This window comes from Amycolatopsis nigrescens CSC17Ta-90 (assembly GCF_000384315.1).
Classification (GTDB): domain Bacteria; phylum Actinomycetota; class Actinomycetes; order Mycobacteriales; family Pseudonocardiaceae; genus Amycolatopsis; species Amycolatopsis nigrescens.
Window position 1 is genome coordinate 4,842,788 of the sequence record NZ_ARVW01000001.1, and the last position, 14,056, is coordinate 4,856,843.

Annotated in this window: 13 protein-coding genes; 10 read left to right on the plus strand and 3 right to left on the minus strand. The window is 68.8% G+C overall.

The features are described 5' to 3' along the window. Positions 1 to 275 precede the first annotated feature (275 nt). Genes AMYNI_RS0123075 through AMYNI_RS0123095 form a run of 5 tightly spaced genes read left to right on the plus strand, consistent with a single transcriptional unit; the run spans position 276 to position 5,262 of the window. Positions 276 to 1,763: an FtsK/SpoIIIE domain-containing protein gene (locus AMYNI_RS0123075; RefSeq protein WP_026360813.1), complete on the plus strand. Its 1,488-nt coding sequence runs from the start codon at positions 276 to 278 to the stop codon at positions 1,761 to 1,763. Next, on the plus strand, positions 1,760 to 2,161 hold the full coding sequence (locus AMYNI_RS0123080; protein WP_020670424.1) for a hypothetical protein: 402 nt from the start codon (positions 1,760 to 1,762) through the stop codon (positions 2,159 to 2,161). The genes AMYNI_RS0123075 and AMYNI_RS0123080 overlap by 4 nt, the downstream gene beginning before the upstream one ends. Further along, positions 2,161 to 3,816, plus strand: a complete 1,656-nt coding sequence (locus AMYNI_RS0123085; protein WP_020670425.1) for a replication initiator — start codon at positions 2,161 to 2,163, stop codon at positions 3,814 to 3,816. Before AMYNI_RS0123080 ends, AMYNI_RS0123085 begins: the two co-directional genes overlap by 1 nt. A gap of 13 nt (positions 3,817 to 3,829) precedes the next feature. After that, on the plus strand, positions 3,830 to 4,021 hold the full coding sequence (locus tag AMYNI_RS0123090; RefSeq protein ID WP_020670426.1) for a helix-turn-helix transcriptional regulator: 192 nt from the start codon (positions 3,830 to 3,832) through the stop codon (positions 4,019 to 4,021). Continuing rightward, positions 4,021 to 5,262, plus strand: coding sequence for a tyrosine-type recombinase/integrase (locus AMYNI_RS0123095; protein ID WP_020670427.1), 1,242 nt, complete (start codon positions 4,021 to 4,023; stop codon positions 5,260 to 5,262). The genes AMYNI_RS0123090 and AMYNI_RS0123095 overlap by 1 nt, the downstream gene beginning before the upstream one ends. A gap of 46 nt (positions 5,263 to 5,308) precedes the next feature. Here the strand turns inward: AMYNI_RS0123095 and trhA are convergent, their stop codons facing one another. Further along, complete coding sequence (gene trhA / locus AMYNI_RS0123100) at positions 5,309 to 5,950, minus strand: PAQR family membrane homeostasis protein TrhA (protein ID WP_026360814.1); 642 nt, start codon at positions 5,948 to 5,950, stop codon at positions 5,309 to 5,311. A 131-nt stretch (positions 5,951 to 6,081) separates the two neighbouring features. On the opposite strand from trhA, the gene AMYNI_RS0123105 reads away from it, so the two are divergent. Then, positions 6,082 to 6,858 carry an isoprenyl transferase gene (locus tag AMYNI_RS0123105; protein ID WP_026360815.1) on the plus strand — a complete coding sequence of 259 codons (777 nt, stop codon included), beginning with the start codon at positions 6,082 to 6,084 and terminating at the stop codon, positions 6,856 to 6,858. 52 nt (positions 6,859 to 6,910) lie between these two features. Here the strand turns inward: AMYNI_RS0123105 and AMYNI_RS0123110 are convergent, their stop codons facing one another. Beyond that, a complete protein-coding gene (locus tag AMYNI_RS0123110) occupies positions 6,911 to 7,177 on the minus strand; it encodes a hypothetical protein (protein WP_020670430.1) in 267 nt (88 codons plus the stop codon). Between the two features lie 749 nt (positions 7,178 to 7,926). On the opposite strand from AMYNI_RS0123110, the gene phoH2 reads away from it, so the two are divergent. Then, positions 7,927 to 9,213 (plus strand): RNA 5'-3' helicase PhoH2, encoded by a 1,287-nt coding sequence (gene phoH2 / locus AMYNI_RS0123115; protein ID WP_020670431.1) that lies wholly within the window; start codon positions 7,927 to 7,929, stop codon positions 9,211 to 9,213. Between the two features lie 82 nt (positions 9,214 to 9,295). On the opposite strand, the gene guaB1 is transcribed toward phoH2, so the two are convergent. After that, positions 9,296 to 10,735, minus strand: coding sequence for a GMP reductase (gene guaB1 / locus AMYNI_RS0123120; protein WP_020670432.1), 1,440 nt, complete (start codon positions 10,733 to 10,735; stop codon positions 9,296 to 9,298). A 389-nt stretch (positions 10,736 to 11,124) separates the two neighbouring features. On the opposite strand from guaB1, the gene AMYNI_RS0123125 reads away from it, so the two are divergent. The 3 genes from AMYNI_RS0123125 to AMYNI_RS0123135 are packed head-to-tail and all read left to right on the plus strand — an operon-like array spanning position 11,125 to position 14,055. Further along, positions 11,125 to 12,228 carry a PrpF domain-containing protein gene (locus AMYNI_RS0123125; RefSeq protein ID WP_425387909.1) on the plus strand — a complete coding sequence of 368 codons (1,104 nt, stop codon included), beginning with the start codon at positions 11,125 to 11,127 and terminating at the stop codon, positions 12,226 to 12,228. Continuing rightward, positions 12,225 to 13,604, plus strand: a complete 1,380-nt coding sequence (locus AMYNI_RS45210; RefSeq protein ID WP_020670434.1) for an MFS transporter — start codon at positions 12,225 to 12,227, stop codon at positions 13,602 to 13,604. Before AMYNI_RS0123125 ends, AMYNI_RS45210 begins: the two co-directional genes overlap by 4 nt. Continuing rightward, complete coding sequence (locus tag AMYNI_RS0123135) at positions 13,591 to 14,055, plus strand: DUF309 domain-containing protein (RefSeq protein WP_020670435.1); 465 nt, start codon at positions 13,591 to 13,593, stop codon at positions 14,053 to 14,055. The genes AMYNI_RS45210 and AMYNI_RS0123135 overlap by 14 nt, the downstream gene beginning before the upstream one ends. Position 14,056: the final 1 nt, after the last annotated feature.

Here is a 14,056-nt window from a genome sequence, read left to right on the forward strand (position 1 = left end):
GCCCAGATCCGGAAGTTCTTACCCCGTAAGACGCAGAAGCGGTTCCTGGCGTCCAACCTTTCGCCGCTTCTGCGCTGTCCACACCTGACGGAGTAGACAATGGCAACCCTAGACAATGACAAGCGACCACCGCTAGACGGGGTCACCCGAACGCGCTGCCCGAAGTGCAAGCGGTTCGCGAAACTCCTTCCTGGGGACGAAGAGTGCGCCAGGTGCGCGGGTCGTCTCCCGCTGCCGTTCCGCGCTGCTGTGACCACAAAGGACGGTGGTCGGCGATGAACGGGCGTGGTTCTCAGTGGGTTGACCCGGCGCCGTTGGAGGTGTCCCGGCCTCGGCTGCCGTGGTGGACCCTGGCGCCGCGCTGGGTGAAGGTGGTGCTGTCCCCGGTCATCCTGACGTGGCTGGCGTGCTGGCTGCTGTTCCAACTCGGCCGGGTCCTGTTCCGCTATCCGCTGACGCTGGCGGTCGCGGTGCTGGCGGGGTGGGCTGATGCGCGGTTCGGGCATGGGCCGCTGGCGCTCGCCTTGGCCGGCATGGTGACGGGGCTGGCGGCGTGGTGGTGGCTGCACCGTTCCTCGTTTATTCGGGTGGCGCTGCCTCGGGTGCGGACGGAGTACCGCCGGTTCTCGATCTACGCGTGCCAGTGGCGGACGGTGATGCGGCTGTCGGACCTGGTGAAACGGGACCGTGGCAAGGAATACCGGCCTCGGCTGCGGTCGGTGCGGTCGGAGGGCTGGCGTGATCGAGTGCGGGTGAAGATGGTCAAGGGCCAGGCACCCGAGCAGTGGGACCTGCATGCCTCCGGGCTGGCGCACTCGTTCAAGGCCATGGCCTGCCGTGTCCGGGTCCGCAAGCCTGGTCACCTGGAACTGGACTTCGTGCACCGTGATCCGCTGGCCCAGCCGATCTCGGCCCCGGCCTTGGCTGACGAGTCCGCTGCGGTGGATCTGAAGCGGGTCACCGTGGGCAGGCTGGAAAACGGCAAGCCGTGGCGGCTGCGGCTGCTCGGCACTCATGTTCTTGGCGTCGGTGTGTCCGGTGCGGGCAAGGGGTCGCTGCTGTGGTCGGTCGCTCGTGCGCTGGCTCCGGCGGTGAAGTCCGGGCTGGTGCGGCTGTATGGGATCGACCCGAAGGGCGGCATGGAACTCGGCCAGGCGCCCGGGGTGTTCCGCAAGATCGCCTTCGACAACGGGGAAACCGCTGTGGCCCTGCTCGAAGAGATCGCGGCCGAGGTGAAGAACCGCGCCCAGCGGTACCGGGGGTTCCTGCGTGCCTGGACGCCGAAGTCCGGGGACCCGTTCCTGGTCGTGGTGATTGACGAGTTGGCGGACCTGATCGCGTATCAGACCGACAAGAAGCTCAAGGAACGCGCGAACCTCGCCACCCAGGTCATTGCCAGTCAGGGGCGCGCTCCTGGGGTGTGTGTGCTCGGACTGCTGCAAGACCCCCGCAAGGAGGTCATCTCGTTCCGGAACCTGTTCTCCACCCGGGTTGCGATGCGGCTGGACGAGAAGGCTCAGGTGGACATGGTCCTGGGCGACGGTGTCCGGGAACGCGGCGCTGCGGCGCACGAGATCTCCGAATACACCCCCGGTGTGGCGTTCGTGAAGGTCGACGGCAAACGCGAACCCGTACGCGGCCGGGCGTTCCACGTGTCCGATGAGGATTTGGACGAGCTGACCGCCTACGTCACGGGTGTTCCGGTCCACAGGGCAGACGTACTGCCCTTCCCCTCCGAGCGGGACGGAGGTACAGCGGCATGAGCACGCGCTACGACCTGATGCCCTACCTCGACGCGCTCCGGGAGCACCTGAAGCGTCATGACCTTCCGGCCCCAGTGGGGGTGCAGGTGACCACGTGGAAGGAACCGGTCGCGGTCGAGCTGCACGAAGTGACGGTGGCCGAAGTCGCCCGCGCGCTGCTGGCTTGGTCGAGCACGCTGGCCGGAGCGACCTTGACGGTGTGGCGGCCGCCCAACGGGCTTTCGGTGTATCTGACCATCGTCGGTCGGCTGCCTGGCGGGATTCCGGTGCACGTGTGGGGCTCGGTGTCCTACACCTTCAACCGGAAGCTCTTTCCGGACCTGCCAGCGGATACCGAGCAGGACGCTTCCGTAGCGATGCTGCGGCACTGGGTCCGCGCCGGAGAGGGGGCGGCCTGATGACCAGCACCATGCCGGCCAAGTCCCTGCCGGTCGATGTTGGCGCGCAGTCTCGGGCGGAGCGGATGCGGTTGCCGCTGTCCAGCGATGTTGTGAAGGCAACCGCGGAGCAACACGGTGTTTGTGTCCGGCCGTTCACGATGGAGGTGGGCGACCCGGATACCGGTGAACTGCGGTTCGTCGCCGTGCCGTGCGGCTCCACCGTGGAATCGGTGTGCGGGCCGTGCGCGAAGAAGGCCAAGGCACTTCGGCAGACCCAGTGCCGGGAAGGGTGGCACCTCTCCGAAGAGCCGGACTTCACCCCGGAACCGCCGACAGCCGATCAGCGGGAGTTGATGACGTTCCGGGCCGACCTGGTGGCGACCTACCGCCAGGCGGTGACCGAAGGCGCAGACGCCGATATCGACGAGCTGCGCGACGAAATCCGGACCGTGGACGAAGAACTTCGGCAACTCGGCATGCGCGGCCGTCTGCCGTCCCCGGACCTGCCGGAAGGGCGGAAAGTTCCGAAGCGTTCCACCCGGCGGCGGCAGGAAGCACCGAACTTGCCGCGCCGGAAGGTGGCAAAGACGACGGTCGGGCGGGAGTTCGCCGGAAAGTTCCGGCCGTCCATGTTCGTCACGTTGACCTGTGACACCTACGGGCGGGTGCGGGAGGACGGCACCCCGATTGATCCGGCGACATACGACTACCGGCGGGCGGCACGTGATGCGGTGCACTTCTCCGCCCTGGTGGACCGGTGGTGGCAGAACCTCCGCCGCGTCGTGGGCTTCGAGGTGCAGTACTTCGCGACCGTGGAACCGCAGAAGCGGGCTGCTCCGCACCTGCACACCGCGCTGCGCGGATCGGTGCCGCACGACGTCATCCGGCAAGTCACCGCTGCCACCTACCACCAAGTGTGGTGGCCCAGCCATGACCAGCTCATCTACACCGACCAGCTTCCCGTCTGGGACAGCAAGGCCGAAGGGTTCACCGACCCGAACACCCGTCAACCCTTGCTGAGCTGGGATGACGCGGTGGAAGCCGTGGAAGAACCGGCGCACGTGGTCACCTTCGGGCGACAGGTGCACTCCAAGGGCATCCTCGGCGGTACGGAAGAAGCCGGGCGGCACATCGGGTACTTGACCAAGTACCTGACCAAATCCACCGGCGAAGTCGTGGAAGCGGCCAGCAACCGCCAGCGGGATCACCACGACCGGCTGCACGCGGAACTCTTGATTACCCCGTGTTCGCCCCGGTGCGCGGTCTGGCTGCTCTACGGCATCCAGCCCAAGGGCGCCACCTCGCGGACCACCCCCGGTCACTGCAAGGGCCGGGCACACCGCCGGACGACCTTGGGCTTGCCGGGGCGGCGGGTACTGGTGTCGCGGAAATGGTCCGGCAAGACCCTGGCAGACCACAAAGCCGACCGGAAAACGTTCGTCCGGCAGGCGCTTGCCGCTGTCGGGATCGAGAAGCCCGCGGAAGACACGACGCGGTTGGTGTGGCGGAAGGTCAACTCCGGCGACCCCCACGTGCCACCTCGGGCGCATCTGCTGATGCACGCCATCGCGGAACGGATCACCTGGAAGGCCGAGTACGACCGCGCCATGTTGGCCGCTCAAGGGCCGCCGGGCGAAGGTCCGGAAACTTCGGCAACTCCGCTAGCGGCCTGACCAGGGGGAACAGATGTACAACGGGAACAGCCTCGACCGGTTGTGGACGGCCGACGACGTCTCGGCCTACCTCGGCGTGCCGGTGAAGACGCTCTACCAGTGGAAATGGCGCGGGGAAGGTCCGCCGGTCCGCAAAATCGGCCGGCACCTGCGCTACGACCCCGCCAAGCTCCGCGCCTGGCTCGACCAGGACGAGGCGGCCTGATGGGACACATCCAAGACCGCTGGTACCGGCCTGCCCTCGACCCGGAAACCGACAAGGTCCTGCTCAACGGCAAGGGAAAGCCGGTCCTGGAGAAGACCGAACTGTACGGCGTGGGCATGCGGTACAAGGTCCGCTACCTCGACCCGGAGAGCAAAGAGCGCTCGAAGTCCTTCCCGGACAAGCAGAAGAAGCGCGCTGAAGACTTCCTGATCGAGATGGAGTCGGACAAGCGAGAGGGCAAGTACGTCGACCCTCAGGCAGGAAAGGTGCTCTTCAAGACTGTGGCGGAGCGCTGGGTCGATGCCCAGACCTTCGACTACACGACCCGGGAGCGCGTTAAGAGCCGGGTGGCGACTCACCTGGTGCCGTTCTTCTCCGGGAAGTCCATCGGGTCAATCAAGCCGAGCGACGTGCAGGCGTGGCTGCGGTGGCTCCAGGATCGGCAGGTCAGCGTGAACTCTCGGGTGCTGTACTTCACGCACCTGGTGTCGGTCCTGAGCTTCGCGCAGGAAGACAAGTTGATCATCGCCAACCCGGCGGTGTCGAAGAGCGTCACCCGGCCTCGCGAGGTGCGTGCGGCGGTTCAGCCGTGGTCAGCGGACCGGACTCGCGCGGTTGAACGGGAGCTGCCCAGGCGCTACCGCCCGGCCGTGCGGCTCCCGGCGGGACTGGGGCTGCGGTCGGGGGAAGTGTTCGGGTTCTCGCTCGACGACGTGGACCGGGAGCGCAACGTCGTGCGGGTGGAGCGGCAGGTCCGCCTGGTGCTCAACGCCCCGGTGTTCGCACCGCCGAAGCGAGGCAAGACGCGGGAGGTGCCGATCGGGGCCGCGCTGCTCGATGACCTGGACCGGTACGCGGAGGAGTTTCCGCCGGTCGCGATCACCCTGCCCTGGATGCATCCGGACGGCGACCCGGTGACGGTCAACCTGCTCATGGTCAACGGCGAAGGCGGGCCGATCAGGCGGACCACCTTCCGCACGTTCACCTGGGTGCCCGCGCTGAAGCGGGCCGGGATCGAGCCGACTCGGGCGGATGGCTTGCATGCGCTGCGGCACCTGTACGCCTCGGTGCTGCTCGACGCGGGCGAGTCGATCAAGGCGTTGTCGGCCTTCCTCGGGCACGCCGATCCGGGCTTCACGCTGCGGGTGTACACGCACCTGCTGCCGACCAGCCACGAACGGACCCGCAACGCGGTCGATGCCTTCTTCGGGAACTCGCTGGACGGCCAGCTGGCGGCGTGACGGCCTGTGGACGGCCTGGAGGGCGGTTGAGGGGGTAAAAGCCCAGCTAGGGGTACATGGCGAGCCAGATCGCGATGTAGTGCGAAGCGGCGGCCAGGACCGTGCAGGCGTGGAAGAACTCGTGGTAGCCGAAGGTCTTCGGCCAGTGGTTGGGCCAGCGGACCGCGTAGAAGATCGCGCCGGCGGTGTAGAACAGGCCGCCGACCAGGAGGAGGACCAGGGCCCCGACGCCGGCGTGGGAGAGCAGTTCGGGCAGCACGAACACGGCGACCCAGCCGAGCGCGATGTAGATCGGCACGCCGAGCCAGCGTGGGGCGTGCGGCCAGAGCAGCTTCAGGGCGACCCCGCCCAGCGCGCCCACCCAGACCACGCCGAGCACGATGTAGCCGGTGGGCTGGGACATCGCGAGCAGGGTGAACGGGGTGTACGTGCCGGCGATGAACAGGAAGATCATCGAGTGGTCGGCGCGTTTCATCCACTTGTACGCCTTGGGGCTCCACAGGCGACGGTGGTAGAGCGCGCTCACCCCGAACAGGCCGAGCACGGTGAGGCCGTAGATCGAGGTGGCCAGCGCGGCCGTACCGGACACTGTGGACGCGGCCAGCGAGATCAACGTCGCAGCGGCTGCAACTGAGCAGAAAAAGGACCAGAAGTGGATGTGCCCGCGGAGCCGGGGGCGGGTGTCCACCACGGGCGTCGGGCCGGACGGCTGTGGTTCGGTACCTACGCTCACGTCTCCCAGGCTACGGGACCGTAGGCTCCGCGCCAGTGGCCGTGGCGCGGCCCACGGCCGGCGGCCGGTGCGTACGCTGCCTCGACGTGAGTCTTCGTCGTTTCGTCGCCGACATCGTGTACAGCGCATACAGCCGCAGGCTGATCCAGCAGGCCGCGGGCCGTCATCCCCGCCATATCGCCGTCATCCTGGACGGAAACCGCAGGTGGGCCCGGGAGGCCGGGTTCGCCGACGTCGCCGACGGCCACCGCGCCGGGGCGAAGAAGATCGTCGACTTCCTCGGCTGGTGCCGCGAGGCCGATGTCCAGTTCGTCACCTTGTGGATGTTGTCCACGGACAACCTCGGCCGCGCCTCCGAAGAGGTCGAGGCGTTGATGGGCATCATCGCGGACGTGGTCGAGGAGCTGGCCGAACCTGACGCACAATGGCAGTTGCGGATTGTCGGTGCCCTCGATCTGATGCCGAAGGAGATCGCCGACCGGTTGACCGCCGCGGCCGAACGTACCGAAGGACGTAACGGTATGGAGGTCAATGTCGCTGTCGGGTACGGCGGCCGTCAGGAGATCACCGACGCGGTGCGAAAACTGCTCCATCAACACGCTGATGAGGGCACTTCAATTCAGGAACTGGCGAAGATGCTCGATGTGGACCACATTTCCGAGCATATGTACACCTCGGGGCAGCCGGATCCGGATCTGATTATCCGCACCTCGGGTGAGCAGCGGTTATCCGGTTTTCTGCTGTGGCAGTCGGCGCATTCCGAGTTCTGGTTCAACGAGGCCTATTGGCCCGCCTTCCGCCGGGTGGACTTCCTCCGCGCGCTGCGCGACTACGCGGTCCGGCACCGGCGCTTCGGGTCCTGAGCAAGCCGAAGGGCCCGGAACCAGACATTCCGGGCCCTTCGGTCAGGTTGGGCTACCCGCCGGTGTGCGACGCGTTGTCGAGGATGTTCTGCGGGGTCTGAATGATGCCGACGTAGGCGCCCGCGACCAGGGAGGCAGCGCCGTAGCCGAGGGCGCCGCCGCCCTCGATGAACTGGTGGTAGGCCTCGGAGAAGGTCACGTAACCCTTGTCGTCGCCGTGGCTCGAGCTGGGGGAGTCCATGGGCGAAGCGAACGCGGTGCCGCCGATCATCATCAGCCCTGCCACCGTGGCGGTCACGAAACCAGCCTTCTTCAGCACTATGCACACTCCTAGATAGAGAATGGGAATCCGGGGCCACCGTGGGTTCCGGTGTGTCCCGCGAGCCATAAATTACTCCCTATAAGTTCGCTGTGATCCCCTCGTGACCCCATTGTGTGAGCCCTAAAAGCATTCCGTCACCCGGTCTGGCGACGCTTGCCCGGATGACACTGCGCGGATTCCGGCGACCTGCTATACGCCGTTTTCTGGTAAGTGCGAGTAAGGAGCTGTCGCCCGATCGAGGGTCGATACGCGGCCGGGCGTTCCCAAATGGTGTGAGTGATCACTCAGGGTAAATGCGTCAAGTTTCGCGACCGTGTGTCGGTGGCCCGCGACTGACGGTGAGATGACGAATCGGCGAATCACCCGTGTAGCTGCCTGCACGATCGGCATAACGCAGGTAGCTTCCGATAGTGATGGTGCGCGATCCCGTGCGGACCATCACGGGAGGCCCTGGTCGTGGCTGTGGTTGAGGGAACGGTGCAACCGTTCACGAAACGCGCGAGGGGGCCGGCACCCGGCCCTCGTGGCCACGCGAGTTGACGCACCGGCGTCAGCCAGAGTGGACCAGCCAGGGTTGCCCGGCCCAGCGAGTGCGGGCGTGGTGCCACGCCCACGAGGGAGATGCCGTCGTGACTGCGCAGCGTTCGCCCCGAAAGGCCTCCGGCCACTCTTCGAGCAGTGCCATTGGCGCTGAGAATGGAACAGCGAAAGCCTCCGTTTCACCCGAATCGCAGCGGTACACCTATGTGCTCGACACGTCCGTGCTGCTGTCCGACCCGTGGGCGGTGACCAGGTTCGCCGAACACGCCGTCGTACTGCCGCTGGTCGTGATCAGTGAACTGGAGGGTAAGCGGCACCACCCCGAGCTCGGCTGGTTCGCGCGTGAGGCGCTCCGCATGCTCGATGACCTGCGGCGTCAGTACGGCAGGCTGGACGCGCCGGTGCCGATCGGTGAGCAGGGCGGGACCCTGCAGGTGGAGCTGAACCACACCGATCCCACCGTGCTGCCGCCCGGCTTCCGGACCGACTCCAACGACCACCGGATCCTGGCCTGCGCGCTGAACCTGGCGGTGGAGCTGAAGGCTGTCACGCTGGTCACCAAGGACATCCCGCTGCGGGTCAAGGCGGGCGCGGTCGGCCTGGACGCGGACGAGTACCGCGCGCAGGACGTGACCCCGTCCGGCTGGACCGGAATGGCCGACCTGGACGTGCCGCAGGAGGCGGTGGACGCGCTGTTCCACGACGGGTCGTTCGACCCGGGGGACTACGGGCTGGACGATGTGAGCGAATCGCCGTGTCACACCGGGCTGCGGCTGCTGGCCGGCAGCTCCAGCGCGCTCGGCCGGGTCACCGCGGACAAGCGGGTGCGGCTGGTGCGCGGCGACCGGGAGGCGTTCGGGCTGCACGGACGCTCCGCCGAGCAGCGGGTCGCGCTCGACCTGCTGCTGGACCCGGACGTCGGCATCGTGTCGCTGGGCGGCAGGGCCGGTACCGGTAAGTCCGCGCTGGCGCTGTGCGCCGGGCTCGAGTCGGTGATGGAGCGCCGCGAGCACCGCAAGGTCGTGGTGTTCCGGCCGGTGTACGCGGTCGGCGGGCAGGAGCTCGGCTACCTCCCCGGCTCCGAGAGCGAGAAGATGCAGCCGTGGGCGCAGGCGGTGTTCGACACCCTCGGCGCGCTGGTCAGCCAGGCCGTGCTGGACGAGGTGTTCGACCGCGGCATGCTCGAGGTGCTGCCGCTGACGCACATCCGCGGCCGGTCCCTGCACGACGCGTTCGTGATCGTGGACGAGGCGCAGTCGCTGGAACGCAACGTGCTGCTCACCGTGCTCTCCCGGCTCGGCACGGCGTCCAGGGTGGTGCTCACGCACGACGTCGCACAGCGCGACAACCTGCGCGTCGGGCGGCATGACGGCGTGTCCGCGGTGATCGAGAAGCTGAAGGGGCATCCGCTGTTCGCGCACGTCACGCTGACCAGGTCGGAGCGGTCGCCGATCGCCGCACTGGTCACCGAGATGCTCGAGGACCACGGCTGACCCGACGTCGTGAGTGGAAAGTGTTGTCTGTGTCCTTGCGGGACACCCGCACCCGGGACGAACACTTTCCACTCACGACCGGTCACCAGCCGGTGGGGAGGGGGCGGCCTTCGGCGAAGCCGGCGGCGGACTGCACGCCGAGCACGGCCCGCTGGTGGAACTCCTCGATGTTGCGCGCCCCGGCGTAGGTGAACGCCGAGCGCACCCCGGAGCCGATCGAGTCGAGCAGGTCCTCCACGCCGGGACGCGCCGGGTCCAGCAGCATCTTCGACGAGGAGATGCCTTCCTCGAACAGCGCCTTCCTGGCGCGCTCGAACACGTTGTCGGTGCGCGTCCTGGCGCCGACGGCGCGTTTGGACGCCATGCCGAAGGACTCCTTGTACGGCCGCCCGTGCTCGTCGTAGCGCAGGTCGCCGGGCGATTCGTGGGTGCCGGCGAACCAGGAGCCGACCATCGCGGCGGACGCGCCGGCCGCCAGCGCCAGCGCGACGTCGCGCGGGTGTCGGATACCGCCGTCGGCCCAGACGTGCTTGCCCAGCTCGCGGGCCGCCGCGGCGCAGTCGGCCACAGCGGAGAACTGCGGCCTGCCGACCCCGGTCATCATCCGGGTGGTGCACATCGCGCCGGGCCCGACGCCGACCTTCACCACGTCCGCCCCGGCCTGGATCAGGTCCCTGGTGCCCTCCGCGGTGACCACGTTCCCGGCCACCACCGGCACCGCGGGCGACACCGACCGGACGGCCTTCAGCGCGGCGATCATCTTCTCCTGATGGCCGTGCGCGGTGTCCACCACCAGCACGTCCACCCCGGCCGCCAGCACCGCCTCGGCCTTGGCCGCCACGTCGCCGTTCACGCCGACCGCGGCCGCGACCCGCAGCTTGCCCTCGGCGTCCACCGCGGGCTGGTAGATCTCCGCGCGCAGCGCGCCGACCTCGGTGAGCACCCCTGCCAGCCGGCCATCGGCGTCCACGCCGAGCGCGAGCCTGCCGCCGTGGTCGTGCAGCTTTTCGAACACCTCGCGGGCGGGGGTGTCCAGCGGGCAGGTGACCAGCGCCGGTTCGGCCACCTCAGCCAGTCGCGCGAAGCGGTCCACGCCGGAGCAGGCCGCTTCGTCGACCACGCCGACCGGGCGGCCGTCGCCGTCCACCACCACGACCGCGCCGTGGGCGCGCTTGCCGAGCAGGTTGAGCGCGTCCGCGACCGCGTCGCCGCCGGTGAGCACCAGCGGGGTGTCCCAGACGGTGTGCCGGTCCTTGACCCAGGCCACGATGTCGGTGACCGCGGCGGCGTCCACGTCCTGCGGCAGCACCACCAGCCCACCGCGGCGGGCCATCGTCTCCGCCATCCGGCGGCCGGCGACGGCGGTCATGTTGGCGACGACGATGGGGATAGTGGTGCCGGTGCCGTCCACGGTGGAGAGGTCCACGTCGAAGCGGGACTCCACGTCCGAACGGTTCGGCAGCAGGAACACGTCGTCGTAGGTCAGGTCGTTGGCGGGCCGGTGACCCTCGAGAAAGCGCACGAGTCCTCAGGCTACGTGGTCTCCGCCGGCACAGCACCCCCGGGCGGCGTGCTGACCATTGTCTCAATTTCGGTAATTGCTGACATGATTTCGCGCAATTTGTGTCCCCGGTTACTTCCGGAGTTAACGGATGTCAAATTCGCGCTAATAGAAGGTCAGGGTTTCCCGGCCTCTGGATAACCAGAACGTCATGTGGGATGGCGTTGAGATCGGCAGTCCTTTACCCTAGGATTAACAACGCAGGTGGCACCCGTATCCGGGTCGAATGTTCCCCGGTGCATGGGTTTCCCGAGCCGTCTTCGATGCTGCGGTGGCTCGGCAGTCTATTCGGCTTATTCCGTTGTGGATGGTGGAAAACCGTGGTCTGGCAAGGAAGAGACGTTATCAGCGTGCCAGCGACACTGGTGCGCGGTGGTACCAGCAAGTGCTGGTTGTTCAATGTGGCAGATATACACGGTCGCGCTGCCTCGGTGGACGAGGTGCTCGTCACCGCTTTCGGTTCGCAGGATCGAAGTCAGATCGACGGTATCGGCGGCGCGACCTCGACCACTTCCAAAGCGGCGATCGTGGCGCATTCCTACGAGCCCGGAGTTGATATCGACTACACCTTCGCCCAGGTCGGCGTCGGTGCCGAGCGGGTCGAGTGGGGCAGTAATTGCGGGAATTGCGCCACGGCGGTCGGGCTGTACGCGCTGCAGTCCGGGCTGGTCCGGCCGCGCGGCGAGCGGACCAGGGTGCGCATGCGCAACACCAACACCGGCTCCAGGGTGGACGCGGTGGTGAGCACGCCGGGTGGCCGGTTCACCGCAACCGGTGACGCGCTGGTGCCCGGGGTGGCCTCCCCCGGTGTGGCCGTCGGCCTGGAGTTCCTCGACCCGGCGGGAGCCGAGCTGCTGCCCACCGGCTCGCCGGTCGACGAGCTGTGGTTCGACGGCCGCGCGGTGCCGGCCACCCTGATCGACGCGGGTGCGCCGGCCGCGCTGTTCGACGCCACCGCGCTCGGCCTGACCGGCTCGGAGGAGCTGCCCGAGTTCGGGGCGCGGCTGCCGGAACTGCTCGGTCTGCGCCGGGACGCCGCGATCCGGATGGGCGTGTCCGCCCCGGACGAGCCGGTCAGTCACGCAGTGCCGAAGTTCGGCGTGGTGGGCGCGCCGCGCGACTACACCGCCTCCTGCGGCACGCGGGTCCGCGCCGGGGACTACGACGTCGCGGTGCGGATGGCTTCCATGCACGCGCCGCACCCGGCGATCGGGCTGACCTCGATGGTCGCGGTGGCCGCCGCCGCGACCGTGCTGGGCAGCACCGTGCGCGCGCACACCGAAGCTGCCGACGGCACCATCCGGCTGGGCACCCCGGCCGGGGTGGTCTCGGCACGCCTGGTGCCCGACGGCGACCGGCTCGCCGGGGTTCGGCTGCACCGGTCCGCCAGGGTGATCGCCAGCGCGAGCATCTTCGTGCCGCGGCCGGACCGGGAGCCGGTGGCCGCCAGGTGACCACCCTGTCGGCAAGGCCACGGGCCGCGTTCGGCGCTCGGTTCGTCACCCCGCTGGTGATCGGCACCCTGCTCAACGCGGTGAACTCCTCGATGATCGCGGTCACCCTGGTGCCGATCGGGCGGGACCTCGACGCCGGTCCCGCGCGCACCGTCTGGCTGGTCACCGTGCTGTACCTGGCCACCGCGGTGGCGCAGCCGGTGATGGGCAGGCTGGTGGACACCTTCGGCGCGCGCCGGGTGCTCGTCGCCGGGCTGGTGTCGGTGGCCGCCGCCGGGCTGCTCGGCGCACTGGCACCGTCCTTCGAAGTGCTGCTCGGCTCGCGGGTGCTGCTCGGACTCGGCACCGCGACCGGCTTCCCGGCGGCGATGGCGCTGGTCAGGGCGCGGGCGAGCCGGCTGGACCTGCCGGTGCCCGGCGGGGTGCTGGCCACACTGGCCACCTCGACCCAGGCGAGCATGGCGATCGGCCCGACCCTCGGCGGGCTGCTGGTCGGCCTCGGCGACTGGCGCTGGACCTTCGCGGTGAACGTGCCGGTCGCCGCGGCCGGGCTGGTGCTGGCGCTGTGCTGGTTGCCGCCGGACGAGCACACCCGGCGGCCGGGGAAGCCGATCGATCTGGCGGGTATCGCGCTGTTCGCGGTCACCCTGACCGCGCTGCTGGCCTTCCTGATGCGGCCGTCGAACTGGCCGTTCCTGCCGGCGGGCCTGGTCGTGGCCGGGGTGCTGATCTGGCACGAACTGCGGGCCCGTGACCCTTTCCTCGACCTGCGCGCGCTGGCCGGAAACCGGCCGCTCGCCGCGACCTACCTCCGCCAGTGCCTTGCCTACCTGGTGATCTACGCGTTCCTCTACGGCTATCCGCAGTGGCTGGCGCAGGGGTACGGGCTGCCGGAACCGGTGATCGGCCTGGTGCTGCTGCCGATGTCGGTTGCCACGGTCACCCTGTCCGCGTTCGGCGCCCGGCTCGGCCTCGGCGTCTGGGCCCGGCTGCTGATCACCGGCTCGGTGCTGCTCGCCGGCTCGCTCGCGTTGCTGCCGCTCGGCGTCGGGACCGCGCTGTGGCTGGTGGTGGCGATCGGTTTCCTGTTCGGGGTCGGGCAGGGGATGAGCACGGTGGCGAACCAGACCGCGCTGTACGTGCAAGCCCCCGCGGACCGGATCGGCACCCTGTCCGGGCTGTTCCGCACGTCCCAGTACATCGGCGCGCTCGCGTCCACCAGCGTGATCGCCTTCGCGTTCGGCAGTCAGGCGAGCGACGCCGGGCTCAGCCTGCTGGCGCTGGTGCTCGCGGGCGCCGCGACCGTGCTGGTCTCGGTCACCGCCGCGGACCGGGGGCTGCGCGCGGTGGGACAATCGGGGCATGGCCGACCGTGATCGTGACGAGGTAGGACGCGCCCGCAACGCCCGGCCGCGGGACGGTCTCGGCCGTCCGCTGCCCTACGGGGCCGAGGGTGTGGAGCGGCAGCCGGAGGGTGTGCCGCGCGAGCCGGGGGAAGCGCTCACCGAGGCGCAGCGGCTACTGGACGACGGCAAGCCGTTCCACGCGCACGAGGTCCTCGAAGACGCATGGAAGGCCGCTGACCAGCCGGAACAGCAGCTGTGGCGCGGGCTGGCGCAGCTGGCCGTCGGACTGACGCATGCGGCGCGCGGCAATCAGAGCGGCGCGGCCGCACTGCTCGAACGCGGGGCCGGGAACATCGAACCGTACCGGGAGCACCCGCCGTACGGAATCGACATCGCCGGCCTGCTGCACTGGGCGGCGTCGGGCGATACTTCGGTGCCCCGCCTGCGCCTAGCGTTTCCGCATGTCAACGGTCGTGAGTGAA

Coding starts and splice junctions, on each gene's coding strand:
- AMYNI_RS0123095 (WP_020670427.1), top strand. CDS start 4,021: ATGGGACACATCCAAGACCGCTGGTACCGGCCTGCCCTCGACCCGGAA.
- AMYNI_RS0123135 (WP_020670435.1), top strand. CDS start 13,591: ATGGCCGACCGTGATCGTGACGAGGTAGGACGCGCCCGCAACGCCCGG.
- AMYNI_RS0123090 (WP_020670426.1), top strand. CDS start 3,830: ATGTACAACGGGAACAGCCTCGACCGGTTGTGGACGGCCGACGACGTC.
- AMYNI_RS0123085 (WP_020670425.1), top strand. CDS start 2,161: ATGACCAGCACCATGCCGGCCAAGTCCCTGCCGGTCGATGTTGGCGCG.
- AMYNI_RS0123075 (WP_026360813.1), top strand. CDS start 276: ATGAACGGGCGTGGTTCTCAGTGGGTTGACCCGGCGCCGTTGGAGGTG.
- AMYNI_RS0123080 (WP_020670424.1), top strand. CDS start 1,760: ATGAGCACGCGCTACGACCTGATGCCCTACCTCGACGCGCTCCGGGAG.